Below are 18770 nucleotides of genomic sequence, written 5' to 3' on the forward strand. Positions count from 1 at the left end.
GCATCGATTCCGGGATGTTAAGTCTACATGGGTTTCCCTCGTAGAACATAACAGGTGCTGAGCACCTCGGCACACCTCAAGAGACAAAAAATGAGGTCTGCACAAATATTTGTTCTTATGCGCGAGGAAGAGTCGTGGAAAAGCTAACGCTCTTCGCGAAGAAACGTAATCACCTGCTCGGCCTGCACCACTCCTACAAGACGCCCTTCGGAGTCAACAACAGGTAAGGCTCTCAGGTTGTACTTATCGAAGAGTTCCGCCACTTCATTTTGATGCGTGTCCGCGTGGCAGGAAATGAAGCGTGGCTCACTAAGGACTCTGACGTGTGTTTCCGGCAGTGCCATAATCAGGCGTGGCAAGGAGACTACGCCCTTCAGCACATCACCCTGATCGACCACGAAGACTTCAGTAACAGACTCAGGATCACCTTCGAATTGACGCAGGGTCTGTACAGCATCAGCCACAGTAGCATTGAACGGCACCTGCACATACTCGGTCGTCATGCGACCGGCAGCCGAGTCTTCCCGGAATTCCAGGAGCTCTTCGACTTCCTGGCGTTCCTCCGGCTCCATCTCTTCCAGAATGGCTTCCGATTTGTACTCCGGAAGTTCAGCCAGGAAATCCGCCGCAGCGCCCGGATCCATCTCTTCGACGATGTCGGCCAATCGCTCGTGATCCAGCGACTCGACAAGAGATTTCTGCAGCTTGGGATCAGCCTCTTCGAGAGCCTCGGCAGCTACCTCTTCATCCAAAGTGGTGAAAATAGCGTCGCGCTCTGCGGGTGCCAGATCTTCCAGGATTTCCGCGATATCGGAAGGATGTAGCTGAGCCAGTCGCTCATGCTCAATCTTGAGCTTGACCCGTCGTGCCGGATCTACCTCGATCACGTCGACAAATTCCCAGGGAATCACCCTGGCTGTAAAGTGCCGGGAAAAGGACTCCAGATTCTTCCGTGGCACCATGCCCTTCAACAGACGGCGCACGGCTCCCCGCAAACCGACCTCTACCTCTACGACACGAAGATCGGCTTTTGTCCCGTGAGAAAACCACTGCAGATCGACATCGTTCACACGAACAACTTTTCGGCCATGGATGTCGATGATCTGACGGTCGACGAGATCTTGCTGCAACAGGAGGTAATTTTCTTCCGCTCGTAATGGAGAAGGAGTAGCCGTATTCGTCAATTCGAGCGTTCCGCTTGGCGTCTGGATGACGTCTGAAGCGGAAACAAGCTGCTTCCCCTCTCGAGCCTTCAGGACCAACCCCGCCACGCGACCAGCGTCCGCGCCTGTGGCCACAGCGATATCCTGCAAACGCCCACGCACATGCCCCTCCCGATCGGTAACCGGAAGTCCGAGCAAAGACGTGAGGCTTACAAGATGTGTCAGGCGTTCGCGCATCGTCTTGAGTGTATCTGGAAGAAGAAGATGGCGCACAAGAAAGTCGCCCAGCGTACAAATCCGATTACAAAATACGAGAAAGAACCCGGTGTACCAACCGGCTCCAGAGCATCTCAATGAATGGAATTCGTATGCTCCAGCTAAAACGATCCTTCCGGATTCTGAGACCAGAGATGGAACAGGTTTGGTACATTCGAGACTAATTTCGGAACTAAATTTAGGCATCTTCTGGCAAAAGAACGGCGTCTTGCGAAAAATTTCTTGTCATAATCGTTCAATTTCTGCAGCCAATGCTTGACACAGAAAAAACCAGCAAGCAAACTGCGTAAAAGTAGGCATCCAAACATAGTCAAGTTGAAGCGCCCAGGAAGCACATTGAGAATACGCGAGGAAGGCCAAGTGACCGAACGACAGGCAAGTCCGATGACGTACACGCTGACTTCCTCTCTGGAAAGTGTCGCCCAGGTGGAACAGACCGCCGAACAACTGGCGAAAGACGCAGGCCTGGACGAAGACGAAACCTTTCGCGTCACCATGGCCGTGCGCGAAGCCGCCATCAATGCGGTTCTGCACGGTAACTCTTATGACCCGGAAAAGAGAATTTCGGCTTCGTTTGAAAATACAGGCCAGGCACTCGTGATTAAAATTGCAGATCAGGGCAAAGGTTTGGACCCGGATACACTTCCCGATCCCTTGGCGCCCGAAAATTTGCTGCGTGGAACAGGACGCGGTATCTTTCTGATTCGGACATTCATGGATGAAGTACACTTCAGGCCATTGCACCCGGGTACAGAATTGACATTGGTAAAACGTTTGGCAGCCGCTGGAGCTGAAAACTAAGGAGGAAAGACTACGTGGCGATGAAAGCGACGACCCGTCAGGTTGACGGCGTAACGATTTTGGATTTGAGTGGTCGGATCACACTCGGAGAAGGCAGTGTTCAGCTCAGAGACGGGATCCGCGATCTGCTGGCCAAAGGTTCCAAGTACATCCTGCTCAATCTGGCTGACGTGAACTATATCGACAGCTCGGGCATCGGTGAATTGGTCAGCGCCTATACCACTGTTCGCAATCAGGGTGGCGAATTGAAGCTGCTGAACCTTACCAAGAAGGTTCATGATCTACTGCAAATCACCAAACTCTATACCGTCTTTGAGATCAAAGAAGACGAAGCTAGCGCTATCGCATCTTTCGGCAAGTAAGCCGAAAATCTCACAACAAGCAAAGGGGCTGCGATTTTCGCAGCCCCTTTGAGTTTATGACTGGATTCCAGTCCTAGAACTTTACGGTAGGAGCGTTCCGAGAACCTTCCGAGGCCTGGAAATACGCGTTATTGGGCTGGAAGCCTGCCATCCCAGCCCAGATGCTGTTCGGGAACTGGCGAATGTAGACGTTGTAATCGCGCAAAGACTCGTTGTAGCGTCTGCGAGCTACGGCAATCCGATTCTCGCTTCCGGCCAATTCGTCCTGCAAAGCACGGAAATTTTGATCGGCCTTGAGGTTGGGATAGTTCTCTGACAACGCCAGCAACCGCCCAAAGGCCGAGTCCAGTCGTCCATTGGCCTGAATCTTACTTTCCGGATCCCGGGCATTCAGGAGACCAGCCCGAGCATTAGCGATGTCGCCAAAGACCGTCTCTTCGTGTTTGGCATAGCCTTTCACCGTTTCCACAAAGTTCGGAATCAGATCAGCCCGTCGCTGTAGAACCACATCTACCTCAGACCAGGCGTTCTTGACTGTCTCATCTTTGGCGACCATTTGATTCTTTGCGCTGACGTAGCTGCCGAAAATCAGCAGTACAACCAGGAAGACCACACCGACTGCCGCTAGAGCAATCCAAAGACCTCGACGCATTTGCTTTTTCTTCTCCTTCGGCTGGCATTCTCCGTTGCCAGCGACTTGCCTGCTTCACAAAAGCCTTAGCTAACAGAACCTCAACGCAGTGCTGTAGAACCAGGAATAAAAGCTTCCACTAGATTACCAGTCTCCGCTAGCTCCGCCACCGCCGGAGCTTCCTCCGCCAAAACCACCGAAGCCGGAATCGCCGCCACCACCTCCACCGCCGCCCCAGTCGTCGTCTCTACCTCCGCGGCGTCCGGATGACATACTCCCTAGAAACATTCCCATAAGGAATCCAAGCATTCCCCCGCCACCGGCTCGGGATAGCAGCAGAAAGACGATGAAGAAGAAAACAATGACAAAGATCAGTTTCCCAATGCCGCCGCCATGCGAGGCTCGGTGTCGAGGAACATTGTTTGGCTCTTCCAAGGTAACCTTGGCATCCGCCGCAATCACCTCGGCTACTTGGCTCACTCCCAGCGAAATTGCCTGGTCGTAGTTTCCTTCTCGAAGATACGGAACCATGCTGCGGCCAATATCACCGACTCTCCCGTCGGGAAGAATGCCTTCCAGTCCGTAACCGACCTCAATCCTTCGCTTTCGGTCCTGGACAGCAAAAAGCAGGACAACTCCTCGATCAGAGCCTTTTTTGCCCACCTTCCACTTCTCTTCCAAACGGTTGGTGAAGTCGTCGATGTCGTCACCATCCAGGGTATTGATCGTGACAACAGCAATTTGAGCATTTGCACGACGATCCACCTGACCACAAAAGACATCCAGCTTCTGTTCGGCCTCGGGGGAGAGCACGTGGGCAAAGTCGCTTACATAGCCTTGAGGTTTTGGAAGATCCTCAATCCGCTCGGCCCATAACGAGAGGGGTAGGGCAAACACAACTCCAACCAGGAGCACTAGACAGAACGAACGCAGAGACAAACGGGGCATTGGCTGTTATTGTACCGGGCGAACGAAAAGAGGGCGCCTACAAAGACGCCCTCTTTTGAAGTTATACATTCAGGCATTTTGTACGAAGCTATTCCCCTCCTTTTCCCGTCACGCCTTGGGATTTGGCGATTTGTTTTATCAACTGCAGGTGGGTAGAAATTACTTGCTCACCCTGTGCTGCAGCCTGTTTCACTTCCGGATCTCCTCCCATTTGGGCTTCGTGCTGGAAGGCCATGTGATCGTGCTGGTGATCCTTCACCATAGCTTGCACATACGCTTTGTCGAAGGCATCGCCGTTTAGATTCTGCAGTTTAGAGATTGTTTCTTTTTGCTTCTTCGAGGGTCCGGTAGGTTCCTTGACTCCCAATTGCTGGGCGACAGGCTTCATCTGCTCTCCCAGTTTTGTGTGGTCGTCAATCATCTTCTGGGCAAACTGCTTGACCTGGTCATTGTTGCTCTTTTGAAGAGCAAGTTGCCCCAACTGAACCTCAACCATGCCGCCTTGGAGAGCTTCCTTTACGAAGTCACGATCGGCCATGGCGTTCGTATTCTGATTGGGCATTCCAGCAGCGGTGGTTGCTGTTGGATCTGTGCTCCCCGGCGTTGGAGCCGACGGCTGCTGTGATGGGTTATTGGGCTGCTGCATCTGTGCAAAAGCCATCGTGCCGGATACCAGCAAGATTCCGCCGGCCTTTGCAATCAACTTTGACATTCGACTACGGCTCACAGGAGTACACCTCCAAAAAACATTTGGGCAGTGCGCCAAAGCATCCTCAGTGGTCCAGAAAGGCTTTAGCCCACCGCAGCATCGTTCCATGTAAACTCAGCCCCAATGGAACGCAACCGACGTATTGTTGAGGGCCACGCATTAAGCCGGAAGTTGCCCGGCCCGGCCCCCAAAACGATTCTGGAAGATGTGAGTTTTTATGTGGAGCAAGGAGAAGTTCTTGCAGTTGTGGGAGCTAGTGGTGCTGGAAAAAGTAGCCTGCTGCGTCTCCTAAATCGACTCGACGAGCCGACAGAAGGCTCTGTTCTCCTTGACGGGCGGGACACCAAGGCAATTGCTCCCCAAGTCTTGCGACAACGGATGGGAATGGTGATGCAACGCCCCTATCTCTTTCCTGGCACCGTAGCCGAAAACATTGGATTCGGTCCCGCACAACTGGCAAAGCAGCTCTCCACAACAGAAATTACCTCCCTACTGCAACAAGTTGGCCTGCTTGGCTATGAATCTCGCAACGCTCTCACGCTCTCAGGAGGAGAAGCGCAACGAATAGCCATTACTCGTGCCCTGGCAAATCAACCGGAGGTTTTGTTGCTGGATGAGCCCACATCGGCCTTGGATGAGGTGGCCAAGACCGATGTCGAGATACTGTTGGAAACACTGATTCGTAGCCGACACCTTACCTGCATTTGGGTGACTCACGATATGGCCCAGGCAAGACGAATGGCGGACAGAGTTCTGGTTCTGGAAGCTGGAAAAACCAAGAGTTTTGGACTCGTACAGGAGATCTTTCGTGATTGAACACCTCTTTGCAAATCAGCTTTCACGAGGCATCGCCGAATGCGTCGTTTCGGCCACCCTTGCCCTGTTCATCATGTTTCTGGCTCTGAGGAGAGGCGTCGATCTTCGCAAAGAACTCCCGCTGGCTCAAGTACGAGGCATCGCCCAGATTGTGCTGGTTGGGCTGATTTTGGCAGCCATGCTGCATGGCTCGCGCTGGTTTTCTGTGCCGGTTCTCGCAGCAATGATTGTGGCAGCAGCCAGCATCGTACGTAAACGAGCACAACGGATTCCACGTAGCTTCACGCTTGCGTTGATCTCCATTGCCGCCGGAGCGGGTTGTGTGCTGGCGGTTATGGTGACCACAGGCGTAATTCCACTGCAAATCACTCTGCTGATTCCAGTGGGCAGCATGATTATCGCCAATACTATGAACATGCAGTCCCTCTTTCTTGATCGCCTCCGCGGCGAAGTGACTGCACATACAGGGGAAATCGAAGCAGCTCTTTCTCTGGGGGCCTCAGGAGATGTCGCGCTGAAACCATATCTGTTGGCGGCATATCGGGCGAGTATGATCCCTTCCATCGACAACATCCGTTCCCTGGGGATCGTCTGGATTCCCGGAATCATGGCCGGGATGGTGCTCTCAGGAGCCTCCCCGATCTACGCAGCCCTTTATCAATTTGTCATTCTTGCAACCATCTTTTCCGCCTCGGCACTGAGCTGTCTGATCTCCAGCTATTTGGTAAAGTCCCGTATTTTTTCGACTCATGAACAGCTGCTGCTACGTCCATGAAAGCGATTCCGGCAATCTCTCTGACCGAGTTATGCTGTTGATTGATGAGCACAATGGAAATCACCAATCCCCCTGTGGCCCGCAAAGAGCGGAAAGAGATAACCATTCACGGTCATAAGCTGGTCGACGACTACGGCTGGCTCCGCGAAAAGTCCAGCCCTGAGGTCATCCAATACTTGGAAGCCGAAAACGCCTACACGGCTTCCGTGATGAAACCTCTGGAAGATCTGCAGAAGAAGCTCTATGACGAGATGCTCAGCCATATCAAGGAAACCGATGTTTCGGTTCCCTTCAAAGATGGGGGCTTCTTTTACTACACCAGAACCGAACAGGGCCGGCAGTACGCAATCTATTGCCGCAAACGGGGCTCCCTTGAGGCTGAAGAAGAAATCATTCTCGATGTCAACGCATTAGCTGCAAGTGAGAACTTCATGGCTATCGGAGCTTTTTCCGTATCCGATGACGGCAACCTTCTAGCCTACTCAACCGACACCACAGGATTCCGGCAATACACTTTGCAGATAAAAGACCTGCGGACTGGCACGTTGCTTCAGGAGAAAGTGGAACGTGTTGGCTCGCTCGTTTGGGCAAACGACAATCGCACACTCTTCTACACCATCGAGGACGAAGAGCAAAAACGCCAATACCGTCTCTATCGTCATACCCTGGGTCAGCCTAACGCTCAGGATGTCCTGGTCTGGGAAGAAGAGGATGAGCGCTTCAACATCGGAGCCGGAAAAACGCGCGATGGGAAATACATCATCGTCGAATCCTCCAGCCACACCACCAGCGAAGGAAGATTTATCTCAGCCGATAGCCCGGAGAGCGAATGGAAAGTGATTGCAGCCCGGAGGGACAATCACGAGTATTATGCCGAGCATCGGAATGGGCTGTTTTATATCCGCACCAATGACAAGGGACGTAACTTCCGTCTTGTCACAACACCAGTGCACGCGACCGAAGAATCCAACTGGGCTGAAGTCATTCCTCATCGCGAAGACATCATGCTGGAGGACGTAGACCTCTTCCAGGGCTTCTACGTTGCCTCTCAGAGAGAAAACGGCTTACCGCATCTTCATGTCGTCCAATTCGACTCTGGAGATAGCCGCGAGATTCGCTTCCCCGAACCCGCATATACCGCCTATCCGCATGTCAACCGGGAGTTTGAAACCGATAAGTTCCGTTACAGTTACCAATCTCTTGTAACTCCCAGCTCGATTTACGAATACGACATTAAGAGCACCGAATCTACTCTGCTTAAACAGCTGGAGGTTCCGGGAGGATTCGATCGCACGCTCTACCAATCAGACCGAATCTTTGCCAAGGCCTCCGATGGTGTAGAGATACCGGTCTCAATCGTCTACCGCAAAGACATGAAGCAGCAGAGCAAGAATCCGCTTTATGTCTACGGCTATGGCTCCTATGGTTATGCCTTGCCCATCAGCTTCAATTCCAATCGCTTGAGTCTTCTCGACCGGGGCTTTGTTCTGGCCTATGCCCACATTCGCGGCGGTGGCGATATGGGAAAGCCCTGGCATGATGCGGGCCGATTGATGAACAAGAAGAACACCTTCACGGATTTCATCTGCATTGTTGAAAAGCTGATAGCCGACGGCTATGGCGATCCCAAACGCGTAGCAGCCGAAGGAGGAAGCGCTGGCGGATTGCTGATGGGCGCTGTAGTGAATATGCGTCCCGATCTCTTCCGCGCCATAGGATCCCATGTTCCCTTCGTGGACGTGATGAACACAATGCTCGATGCCTCCTTGCCTCTGACGGTTCCGGAATACGAAGAATGGGGGAATCCGAACGAAAAAGAGGCCTTCGAGTACATGCTGAGCTATTCCCCTTACGACAACCTGGAGAAGAAGAGCTATCCGGCAATACTGGTAAGAACATCTCTCAATGATAGTCAGGTGATGTATTGGGAACCGGCTAAGTATGTCGCTAAGCTACGCACGCTGAAGACCGACAATAACGTTCTACTGCTCGAAACTAATATGAGCGCAGGACACGGCGGTGCCTCAGGCCGTTACGACTATCTCAAGGAAATAGCCTTCGATTATGCATTCCTCATGAAGGAATTAGGCGTTGAGCCTTAGGGCAACAGAACGGGCGGAAATATATTCGTGCTCCGATATCGATGATATTGGAGCACGAAAGATAGTGTTAGAGCATTTTCCCGCATACGGTGCTGTGCAGGGTTTCCTTTTACGGAAACCCTGCACAAGGATTTGTGGCTCCAGCTACATCTACGCTGGTTTTGCTCTAGCTGCCGTAACGAAAGGACAGTCGCCTGTTTCAGTAATTAAAGTGAAAGGAAACACCACCGGCAAGACGAAGGTCATGCTGAGTGTTATCACTGTTATTCGGAAGCGTAGAGTGAACATAGTCCGCTTCCACCACACGTACTCCTATATTTTTCTTCACCGTCCAGTCCAAACCGCCTCCTACCTGGAAGGTAAAAGAACTAGCAGCACCCGCTGCTCCCGAAGTAGAAGGAATGACGGTATTGAATGCGTGAACACCGCCAATAAGACCTTCTCCGAAAACACCGATACCATGGTTTCCACTAAATAATCGATTTTTCCAGTGCCCCGGCCGATACGTATACCGTGGCCCCATCATGAAGGAAACTTTATCCAGATCTACACCTGGATTTACGTCGGTAGCATGCACTCCGGTTAGATTGGCTGCGACACCGAGGCCGTGATAGAAAGTGATCGCGCCACTAAAACTTCCACCTTGCAACCAAAAGCATCCGCAATCCACAGCAGCAATCTTGGCACGTTCTGCCGTGTACGTGATGGCAATATCGGCTGACGTCTTTCCCTCCGATTGCGTCGGTTGTCTCTGTCCCTGTGCGACCAAACCCATAGTCAACGCTCCGAGAAGGAGCACACTGCTGCAAAACGTTCGAGACATTATTTAGCTCCTTCTTCTACTGAACCGTAAGTGTGACGTAAGTATTGCGCGAAACTGTACCGGCAGTCGCCGTGATGGTTAAGGTATAGGTCTTCTGTTGCTGAGCAAAATAACCGCTTGTCTTAGAACCACAAGCCGATAGCCCAAGAACACAGCCTAAGCAAGCCAAAGCAACCAGCAGTGCGCAGGCAATATTTCTCAATCTAGCGGCGGACCGCCTCATTCTCCAGGCAAACGGAAGGAGGAGCATCCCTAGAAGCATGGGAACAAACCTCCTACTCAAAGGATCTTCCTGACGAAGGGACGCTGTCGTTGTCGGCAACACTACCGAGAGCGTTACAGGCGTGAATGGAGTACCAGCGGGGAAACTTTGCGGCGTTAATGTCGCAGTGGCTCCCGGGGGTGCTCCAGTTACGGTTAGGACAACCGGTACAGGTAAGGTCGTGCCAGTCGTGAGCCCTAGAGCCACGGGATACGTTGCAGTTTCACCGGGAAGCACCGTTTGTGTGGGCGTGTTGCTGCTGCCACCACCGCCGCTTCCTCCGCTACCGCCACCGCTGCCGCCACTTCCTCCACCCGAGGTCACGCTGAAATCTTGCACTACCTGAGCAATAGCAGCGCTGGTGGTTGTAGCGAAATTGCTATCTCCTGAATAGATCGCCGTTATCGAGTGAGGTCCGACAGTCAGACTCGATGTTGTGAAAGCAGCAACTTTTTGCGACAACGTCACCGCCCCTAAAAGCGTCGCTCCATCGTAAAAGCTCACTGAACCGGTAGGCGTTCCTGCTGCCACAGATACGGTAGCAGTAAAGGTAACTGGACTTGTAGTCAATACCGGATTGATCGAAGAAATCAGCCCCGTGGTTGGACTCTGCTTGCCAACCACCAGCACTAAAGTACTGGACACAGATTTATATGTTGTTGCATCGGAGGGCGTAAATGTTGCTGTTAAAGTATAGCTTCCCGCCCCCAATACTGTTGCACTAGTAACAGTACTCGCACTTCCCCCTGAGAGGGATGCGGTATAGACGAAGCTTCCAGGAACACTCGAAGTTCCATTCAGGGCTGAGGCATTCAAGATTCCACTCAGCGTAGCTCCATAGCTAATTGTGGTGGCGGCAGGGCTCCAACTGATCGTGGGGGTCAGCTGGCTTATTTGAACTTGAATTGTAGTTGCCGTAGAAGTAAGCAGATAGTTGCTATCGCCACTATAAGTGATACTGATGGTGTAGCTGCCAGCTGCCAGCGTACTTGGTATCGGCACAGTAGCTGTCGAACTTCCGGTGCCTGCAGTAAGTGCTAGGGTACCCGAAGCTACGCTTGTACTCGATGAATTCAAGATACTGTAGCTGATAGTCCCTGACGGCGCGGCAATGGTCGTATAGGGTGCAGTAACAGTTACAACAGCTGAAGCCGTCTGCCCTACTGTTACCGCTACCGGCTGTGTCGTCGGCCCCGTCACGGTAACCGAAGCCTTACTTAGAGTTGCCATTGCGGGACTAGTGCTACTGCTCGCCAAATAGATTCCACTCACACCGGCATAGTTGACGTTGATGGTATGTGTACCGATTCCGCTTAGCACCACCCCAGTTAATGTTGCTCTTCCTCCGCTCAGGCTTACGGAGGAACCGTTATTCAAAGTTGTAATTGTCGATCCTACCATATCAGTGAAAGTCACTGAACCTGTCGGTATGGTAGTGGTATGCCCGGATGTTGTATCCGCTACAGTTGCAGTAAGCGTCGCAGGCTGCCCTCGAACCAGGGACGTTGGCGTCATCGCCACCGTTGTAGAAGTCGTGTCGCCTTGGCTGAACGATGTCCCGCTGACGGAAACCTGCTGGGTGCTGCCGGCAACATTGAGTGTATTGTTCGTCACCGTGATCCCGGCACTCAGACTGGCAACCGTTTGCGGAGTAAACACTACGGAAACATCGCACAGCATACCGGATGACAGGGATGTAGAAGAAGTGCATGGATTTGTATCGCCGGAATTATTGCTAAAGTCGGCTGTATACGTTGGATTGGTTGAGAAAATCAACGGCTGGTTACCCAGGTTAGTTACCGTTGCTGTCTTTGCCGCGCTGGTCGCGCCCTTCGCCGTGCTTGGGAATGAGAGGGCAGCACCAGAAACGTTCACGAACACGACACGATTGTTACCCGAGTCCGGAAGATATAGATTCCCGGACGGATCCACCGTGACACCAAAAGGTGAACCCAATGCCGCCGGAGTTGGCAGACCGCTAACGGCCAACACCGAGGCAATCCCTGCCGTGGTGATTTTAACAATGCGGTTGTTACCGCCATCCGCAACGTAGATATTCCCCATGCCATCTACGCTGACGCCCCGAGGCCGACTGAAGGTGATTCCGGTGGGAGTCAGCAGCGAAACCACTCCGGCTGACGTCACCTTAATGATGCGACTGGGATCGGTGCCATTGTACCCGTCTGGAATATAAATGTTTCCCATCCAGTCGACTGCGACACCAGTAACCGCATCTGAGCCGATGGTATAACTGCCTGTACCGATCACCGTTCCAATGCCTGAGGATGTCAGTCCAAGCACTTTGAGGGACGAAACTTCGACAACACGGCCATTGGTCCAGTCGGAGATGTACAAATTGCCTGCGCCATCGAAAGCAAGCGCCGTAGGATGATTCAATCCCGTGGCACCCAGACCGCTGATGGCCAGCACAGATGCGCTTCCGCCCGGCGTCAGCACTATGATGCGGCTATTCGTATGGTCGCTGATGAACAGATTGCCGGCCCCATCGAGGACTGCGCCTGTGACTTCGTTGCCGAAGGTCAGACTGCCGGGGGTCACCACCGAGGCGCTGCCACCAGCAGTAATCTTGACCAGATTCCCGCCATCATTTGCGTCATAGATGTTTCCTGCACCATCCACAGCCAATTGGAATGGAAAACTCAGGACCACACCTCCTGTGCCAATCACGGTTCCGATATTAGGAGCCAGCGCTGCCACCGGAGCATCGCTGAAGCCATACAGCGGAAGGGTAAGGATTGGAACCTGCGGAGTGGAATTGTCATAAAGTACTACAGCTCCCGTTCGCAAGCCTGGTGCTGTAGGCAGAAAATGGATCTCCACGGTGCAGGAGTTATTCGTCGTTGTCGCGACGCATGTTGTACCAGTTCCCAAGGTAAAATCAAGATTCTCTGTGCCGGAGGTAAACACCTTAACCGCAGTAGCACCTAGTGTTTTTTGAGTTCCTCCCGGTCCAAGTCCTATGAAAAAAGGAAGTGATAACGTAACGGTACCCGAAGAATCTGCACCTAGCTGGACGTGACCAAATCCGACAGCTGATCTGTTCAACGAAGATGAATAGCCGTTCGTATCTGAACTATTCATGTCGAGCGGCGGATCCACAATCAAACTGCGACTGTTGCCGGTATCCGCAATATAAACCGTACCAAAAACATCCAGAGCAACCCCTGCAGCCCCGTTGCTAAGCGTAAACGGACTAATAGGCAATACAAAACCATTTCCGGACGTATCCACTTCCGCGATACGGGAACCACCGTCCGAATTATCGGTGATAAAGAGGTTTCCAACCCCATCCACGGCCACGTCACTTGGGGAGGTCAGAGTTATACCGCTGATACTTACCACCACGCCCGTCGTACTTCCTGCAGCGACTTTTACGATACGACTATGAACAGAGTCGGCGATATAGAGATTCCCTGATACATCCACAGCCAAGCCTTTTGGAGTACTTAGACCGGAGGAAACGGTGATGCTGAGAGCAGCGGCGGAACCTCCAGAGGCCACTTCCACAATTTGGCTGCTGGTGCTTGTGCCGTCTGAAATAAAAATATCCCCAGCCTGATCTAGAGCCACACCTTGTGGGGAAGTCAAGATTACGCTCCCAGTGCTGATCACGGAGCCCGCTCCCGACGAGGTGATTTTCACTACACGGGTGTTCCCTGTATCCACGACATAGAGGTTACCCGCTCCATCGATAGCGATACCTGCCAGAGAACCCAGAGCCGGGCTTAAACCACTGACCGTAAGCACTGAAGCAGTCCCTTGCGCATTCACTTCTACGATTCGTCCGCTACCGCTGACCGTATCTGCAATGAATATATCGCCTGCCGGATCCACAACAATACCGGAAGGAGAGCCGAGAGTAATACTTCCACCTGTGTTGATTGTCCGAGCTAGCCCGGCAAATCCCAAATTAGGTATTGCGTTCGCATATGACGGACAGGCCGCCAATAGCAGCAACAGGCAAACTAACCCCTTCATATACAAGGAAAAGCGTGCGGTGAATACCCGAAGCATCGGCGGGTAGCAGGAAATCTTCAAAGTACCGTAGCGAGAACGCGATTCGAAAATCATGGCCATATAAAGTCGCTCTTCCTTCAATGCGTCACACCGGACCAGCTCTGCTTACAAGCGAAAACCTCCGTGCCATAAGAACTGTGGATACCGGAGGCTAACTGTACATGCTGGGAAAAGGACTATGACATTTTTCTTTTCCGTATGTCAACACCTGCAAGGGTTGTTGTCCCTAGGGATAACGCTATCTTCACTATAGCCAACTTCAATACAAGGCAAATTCTATTCAAATAAAAGAATTCATTACGGTTACATATAAGGAGAGAGCAAGTTCCATTTTGGTCCGATAAAAGAGAGATTAATAAATTCTCACGGTGTTCGTTCTGGAGCTACTCTAAACACGATCTCTCCCAATAAATCCGACACTTAAGCTGCCCAACTGCGTCCAGAATGTAGATAGTGAAGAAAGATCCCTACGCTGTTATCCCGTCTATCTCGTAGTTATTACTAACCTCTTTCGCATCAGCTAACCGAAGCGAAATCTGTTGAGATAAAACCACGGGGAGAGGGGCGTATTGAAGGGACTGGAATCTATGAGAGGCCAGCAAACCACGGCCACTCTCTCATGTTGAAAAGAATGGCCTTATGCATCTATTTCACCAGAACACTAAGCAAATCGCAGGAATCCTGGCGCGACCATTGTAATCGAGATCAGCCCTCGTGCTCAGGAGGTAAGGCTGTAGCTAAGTTCATTTCCATGTTAGGGCAGGCTAACAACGAATACCAAAGTACAAAATAAAACGAGGCCCCATAGTTCATGGAAGCCTCGTTCTACTACATCTCTTTATTTTTGGCTCTAGAAGTTGAACTTTCCAGAGAACTGCCAATCACGTGGAGAGTTTGCCTGAGACGAAACGCGTCCCCAAGCAGCTGACTTGGGATCAAGAGTACAAGCTGGTCCACTCACTCCGAAATCACTTCCGGAAGTGCATGGGAAGCTCGTTCCAATACCCTTGAACTCAGTGTGGTTAGTCAGGTTGAAAACTTCAGCTCTAAAAATGAACTTTACATTACCGGGCCGCCACACGTCGAAGCTTCTCATAAGTGCGAGATCAATGTCTGAAGACTTTGGATAACGCAGGTTATAAGGAGCCGTGCGAGCTACGTTGCCGATCTGGTATCCAGCAGGAGCCATGAATGCATTTGAATCGATGTACCGTGGGGAATTCGACATATTGGCGTAATACCCCTTGCCCCATCTTCCATTTATGCGCACATTGCCCTTGAAGCTTGGGTTATAGCTTGGGAAGCAAGAACCCTGGCCGGAGGTAACGCAAGTACCGGAAGCACCCGTTACAGAAAGAGGACGCCCGGATGCTAGAGAGTAGATCCAGGAGACCTGCCATCCATCACCAATACGACGTGCATACGTATTGTTGCTGCCAAGCTTTCCCCTACCAAAAGGAAGCTTATATGTTCCGTAGAACTTCAGAACGGAAGGCTGATCATAGAGACTGATTGAGCGCTCTAGTTTTGCGGGAGTGGTGGTCTGTCCACCGGTGATTACGTTTCCAGGGATAATGAAGCCCCCGGTACGATAAGCGCCGGTATTATCCATCGTCTTGCTCCAGCTGTAATTGACCGTATAGGACAGATCGTGCCAAGTACGCTGAGATAACGAAATTTGAAGACCATGATAATTAGCATTGGCATCCGCTCCCCAGGTATCTGAAACACTCCCATATTGAGGATAGGCTCTCAACATCTGAGTGATCGTTCCCTTGTTTCCACCAAAACTGCTATACGGACTAGCAATACCAGGATAGCGAGCCTGTGCAGCCTGAAGTGCTGTCTGCGTTCCCGCAGCAGCGCCAGGCAGTTGACCTAGATATTTACCAATTACGAGATATTTAGGATCAAGATTGTTAACATAGCCCGATTTACTGCTGGTAAGGAAATGCGATTCAGTTCCTGCATACGTTACCGTCACAGTGAGATCACGGCTAATGGCACGTTGAACGCCAAAATTCCAGTTATAGACTGTTGGCGCTCTGCCGCCACTGTAAGGAGTAGCCATAGATACATCGCCCGCAGTCGGATACGAATTGGATGAAGAATCCAAGTAGTTTCCGGCATTTTCAGCTGCAGACTTCGTGAAAGTTGAAGACCAAGCTGGAAGAGCAGAATTAGCGAGACTGGTTCCCAGGCTTGGATTCAGATAAAATGCAGCCTGCTCGTCGTTGACGCTGCTTGCAAAGGTGGTCTTTTTGGTTAACCCAGTGGTTCCAGTTGTGGTATTCAGCTGAGCATTGCGGCTGTAGTTAATCGAGAATGAACCTCTCACTACAGTTTTTTCATTTGCGGACCAGGCAAAACCAACTCGAGGTCCAAGGTTGGCAAAGTATGTATGAGCTGGCGTATGGCAATTGCAGCTTCCTATGCCATTGCCAAGATACATCATTGCACCGTAGGTTCCCGTTGCAGGATTAATGATGTTCGGGTTCATAAAGGAACCGCGATTCGACACCTCCGACAATGGACGGAAGAGCTCATAGCGAAGCCCCAGATTAACCGTCAATGTGGGAGAAATCTTCCAGTCGTCCTGAATATACGGAGAAAACGGATGTGTCCGGGTACCGAGAATTGAGTAGTTCTGGACCGTAGTGCTGGTTGAATTGACTGCTCCAAGCAGGAAGCTTGCATAAGGATCACCCGATTTAGTGATCAAAGAATTTCCCGAAATAGCAGTTCCAATGAAGCCCGAGGTTGCTGCCTGAGTGTACTTCAAGCTAAGCGGGGCAGAGATTGTATTCCAGTTAGAGGCATTCTTTTCAATCCACTGCAAGTCAAATCCAGCAGCAATCAGATGCTTTCCATGAACCCAGGAAATATCATCATGCAAGATAAAGGAGTTGTTTGTGCTCTTGTATCCTGTCGGACTATACCAGGAAGAAGGTGTAACATTGCCGCCACTGAACGTAACAGCAGGAAAGGTATCGGAAGACTGACCAACGGGCAAATTCCCGATTCCCATAGCAGTCGCCTTATACTTGTCAATCCCATAGGTAGGATTACCCACAGGCGCATCCATACGAACATAACCAAACTTGAATTCGTTTACCAAGTTTGGAGTAGCAATGAATGTGTGCTCAAGAATGCCCGAATCAAAGAACTGCGAATTGTTCACAGCATTCATATACGGGACAGGCAGAACTGCATCATCGCTATAGTTGTAGCCGATAAAGCCTCTTTTGCCTACATTGCCCAAAACAGAGATTCTCTGCCGGGGAGTAATCGACCAGTCAAACCTCTCCGTCATCTGGTAGTTAGAATTTCCCGTTGGCCGCACTGCAAGATAGTTGCCCGTCAGATCGCTATTCGTTGGTGCAGGAAGAAACGACACCATCTTCTTGGAGATATCGGAGATTCTCGACTGAGGAATAGCGTTACCGGCAAACTGGTCAACGTGATAAGTGCTGCCTGTTACTTTGAGTGTCGTTGGATCATAGATATTCCAACCAACTGCACTGAAATCACCATTCCGCATATCCTTAGTAGGGACGGTCATCATGGTCGGGCTCTGGTAGGAGGTATAGCGATAGATCTCACCCGAAAGGAAGAGGAACATCTTGTTCTTCTGAATCGGACCGCCAAAAGTCATGCCGAGCTCCATCTGATGCTCAGGTGGTTTCCGTGCTTTTCTAGTTCCACCATCTGCCGTTGGCTCGGTCTGAGCCTTAGCATAGAAGCCCCAACTATCGAAGGCCGTATTGCGGATGTAGTCGTACAGACTGCCATGGAAGGCATTCGTACCGTGCTTGACGTTATAGTTCTGCGATCCCATACCACTCTGGCTGGCGTTCGCACCGCTGCTAGTTACTTGGAATTGGTCGATTGCATCGACAGATACAACGAGAGAGACCTGACGATTATCGCCCTGCGAAATAACAAGACCATCGAGATACGTTACGGCGCCAGAGCTAGAACTTCCGTTGCTCGAACCGCCGGCACCGTTATAGGTTCCAGAACGGCCACCACCGGCATATCCTGGAGTCAAAGATGCAAAGTTTGTTGGGTCACGCTGCGATCCGCCCATATTCAGCGGTAGTGCCGTGTAGGTTTCATTTTCCATCGTGGTGGTCATCGAGGCGTTCTCGGTCTGTAGCGGCGGAGGAGCAGTAGTAACTGTAACTGACTCGCTTGCGCTACCAACAACCATCTTGATGTTGATACCAACAACTTGCAGTGCGTTTACCTGGATGTTTTCCTGGGTGAAGATCTGGAATCCATCTTTCTCCGCAGAAACCGTATACTGGCCCGGAATCAAGGCCGGTACAACATAATAGCCTGCAGACGTCGAAATGGTCTCAGAGACAACACCAGTACTAACGTTGGTTGCAGTCACCTTCACACCTGCAATAACTGCATTTGTGGGATCGGTAATGGTACCTTGTACCGTACCACCGCTTCCCGTTTGTGCAACAATGCCGGTAACCCCAAAAAGTGACAAAAGGATCACCCCTAGGATTCTCATCCCGGAGTGTCTATAAAGCGTGATCCAACATGAGCGTTTACTCTTTGCCAGATCCTGTTGCTTTAAAAGCATCGCAAACAGCCTCCCCAAAGTTTTCCAATATCAATAGATAAACTTTGTAATGTAGGAAACCTTGTAAATAACCGGAAATATGACTGTCAAGGATGCAAAGCACTAAACCCTACCAACCGTACCGTGATGTGGCAAGAGGTTTCAAGAAATTGTTTTCACAGTGAAAATCGTTTCAGTTTGCGTTTACTTTGAACTGTTTTGTGAAGTTTGGCTTTTCTCAAGCGACACTTAAACTAGTGAGGTACGTCACAATCGGACACCAACGATTTCCGGGCCGGGAAGGGGCACGAAAACAGGCGATACAGTACCGCAGTCTAGTATTACGTTTCATAATGTCGACAAAATAGCCGTGAATATCATGGCTCGACAGCAGAACTGCCCACTCCAATGGTTTCATCGGTTATTAATCAGATTGATATCTTCATAGAACGCCGAGCAGGAGAAGCAGAGGTACAGGCACATCG

12 protein-coding genes are annotated in these 18770 nt (G+C 51.2%); 5 read left to right on the forward strand and 7 right to left on the reverse strand.

The window, feature by feature from the left end; all coding sequences use genetic code 11:
* Positions 1-143 precede the first annotated feature (143 nt).
* Positions 144-1436, reverse strand: a complete 1293-nt coding sequence (locus tag AC6I7T_RS07975) for a magnesium transporter MgtE N-terminal domain-containing protein (RefSeq protein ID WP_497792823.1) — start codon at positions 1434-1436, stop codon at positions 144-146.
* Between the two features lie 363 nt (positions 1437-1799).
* On the opposite strand from AC6I7T_RS07975, the gene AC6I7T_RS07980 reads away from it, so the two are divergent.
* Entirely contained in the window at positions 1800-2240 is a 441-nt protein-coding gene (locus AC6I7T_RS07980) for an ATP-binding protein (protein ID WP_497792824.1), read from the forward strand.
* 14 nt (positions 2241-2254) lie between these two features.
* On the forward strand, positions 2255-2602 hold the full coding sequence (locus tag AC6I7T_RS07985) for an STAS domain-containing protein (RefSeq protein ID WP_497792825.1): 348 nt from the start codon (positions 2255-2257) through the stop codon (positions 2600-2602).
* A 73-nt stretch (positions 2603-2675) separates the two neighbouring features.
* Here AC6I7T_RS07985 and AC6I7T_RS07990 read toward each other — a convergent pair whose 3' ends face one another.
* The 3 genes from AC6I7T_RS07990 to AC6I7T_RS08000 all read right to left on the reverse strand — a co-directional run bounded on the left by AC6I7T_RS07990 (position 2676) and on the right by AC6I7T_RS08000 (position 4893).
* The gene (locus AC6I7T_RS07990; protein ID WP_497792826.1) at positions 2676-3254 is read right to left on the reverse strand and encodes a LemA family protein; all 579 of its coding nucleotides are present in this window, start codon (positions 3252-3254) and stop codon (positions 2676-2678) included.
* Between the two features lie 123 nt (positions 3255-3377).
* Positions 3378-4130: a TPM domain-containing protein gene (locus AC6I7T_RS07995; RefSeq protein ID WP_497792827.1), complete on the reverse strand. Its 753-nt coding sequence runs from the start codon at positions 4128-4130 to the stop codon at positions 3378-3380.
* 139 nt (positions 4131-4269) lie between these two features.
* Positions 4270-4893, reverse strand: a complete 624-nt coding sequence (locus AC6I7T_RS08000; RefSeq protein ID WP_497792828.1) for a DUF4142 domain-containing protein — start codon at positions 4891-4893, stop codon at positions 4270-4272.
* Between the two features lie 120 nt (positions 4894-5013).
* On the opposite strand from AC6I7T_RS08000, the gene AC6I7T_RS08005 reads away from it, so the two are divergent.
* Genes AC6I7T_RS08005 through AC6I7T_RS08015 form a run of 3 tightly spaced genes read left to right on the forward strand, consistent with a single transcriptional unit; the run spans position 5014 to position 8583 of the window.
* A complete protein-coding gene (locus tag AC6I7T_RS08005) occupies positions 5014-5706 on the forward strand; it encodes an ABC transporter ATP-binding protein (RefSeq protein WP_497792830.1) in 693 nt (230 codons plus the stop codon).
* Positions 5699-6481, forward strand: a complete 783-nt coding sequence (locus tag AC6I7T_RS08010) for an ABC transporter permease (RefSeq protein ID WP_497792831.1) — start codon at positions 5699-5701, stop codon at positions 6479-6481. The genes AC6I7T_RS08005 and AC6I7T_RS08010 overlap by 8 nt, the downstream gene beginning before the upstream one ends.
* 44 nt (positions 6482-6525) lie before the next feature.
* A complete protein-coding gene (locus AC6I7T_RS08015) occupies positions 6526-8583 on the forward strand; it encodes a S9 family peptidase (protein WP_497792832.1) in 2058 nt (685 codons plus the stop codon).
* Positions 8584-8782: 199 nt separating this feature from the next.
* Here the strand turns inward: AC6I7T_RS08015 and AC6I7T_RS08020 are convergent, their stop codons facing one another.
* From AC6I7T_RS08020 to AC6I7T_RS08030, 3 genes are all read right to left on the reverse strand, one after another.
* Entirely contained in the window at positions 8783-9406 is a 624-nt protein-coding gene (locus AC6I7T_RS08020; protein ID WP_497792833.1) for a hypothetical protein, read from the reverse strand.
* 16 nt (positions 9407-9422) lie between these two features.
* Positions 9423-13766, reverse strand: coding sequence for an Ig-like domain repeat protein (locus AC6I7T_RS08025; protein WP_497792834.1), 4344 nt, complete (start codon positions 13764-13766; stop codon positions 9423-9425).
* Between the two features lie 790 nt (positions 13767-14556).
* The gene (locus AC6I7T_RS08030; RefSeq protein WP_497792835.1) at positions 14557-18306 is read right to left on the reverse strand and encodes a carboxypeptidase-like regulatory domain-containing protein; all 3750 of its coding nucleotides are present in this window, start codon (positions 18304-18306) and stop codon (positions 14557-14559) included.
* Between the last annotated feature and the right edge of the window lie 464 nt (positions 18307-18770).

The sequence above is a fragment of the Humiphilus diazotrophicus genome (assembly GCF_059726315.1).

Bases quoted from the DNA above. Each gene is read 5' to 3' on its own strand.
- AC6I7T_RS08025 (WP_497792834.1), bottom strand. From the start codon at position 13,766: ATGGCCATGATTTTCGAATCGCGTTCTCGCTACGGTACTTTGAAGATT.
- AC6I7T_RS08020 (WP_497792833.1), bottom strand. From the start codon at position 9,406: ATGTCTCGAACGTTTTGCAGCAGTGTGCTCCTTCTCGGAGCGTTGACT.
- AC6I7T_RS08000 (WP_497792828.1), bottom strand. From the start codon at position 4,893: ATGTCAAAGTTGATTGCAAAGGCCGGCGGAATCTTGCTGGTATCCGGC.
- AC6I7T_RS07990 (WP_497792826.1), bottom strand. From the start codon at position 3,254: ATGCGTCGAGGTCTTTGGATTGCTCTAGCGGCAGTCGGTGTGGTCTTC.
- AC6I7T_RS08015 (WP_497792832.1), top strand. From the start codon at position 6,526: ATGAGCACAATGGAAATCACCAATCCCCCTGTGGCCCGCAAAGAGCGG.
- AC6I7T_RS08030 (WP_497792835.1), bottom strand. From the start codon at position 18,306: ATGCTTTTAAAGCAACAGGATCTGGCAAAGAGTAAACGCTCATGTTGG.
- AC6I7T_RS08005 (WP_497792830.1), top strand. From the start codon at position 5,014: ATGGAACGCAACCGACGTATTGTTGAGGGCCACGCATTAAGCCGGAAG.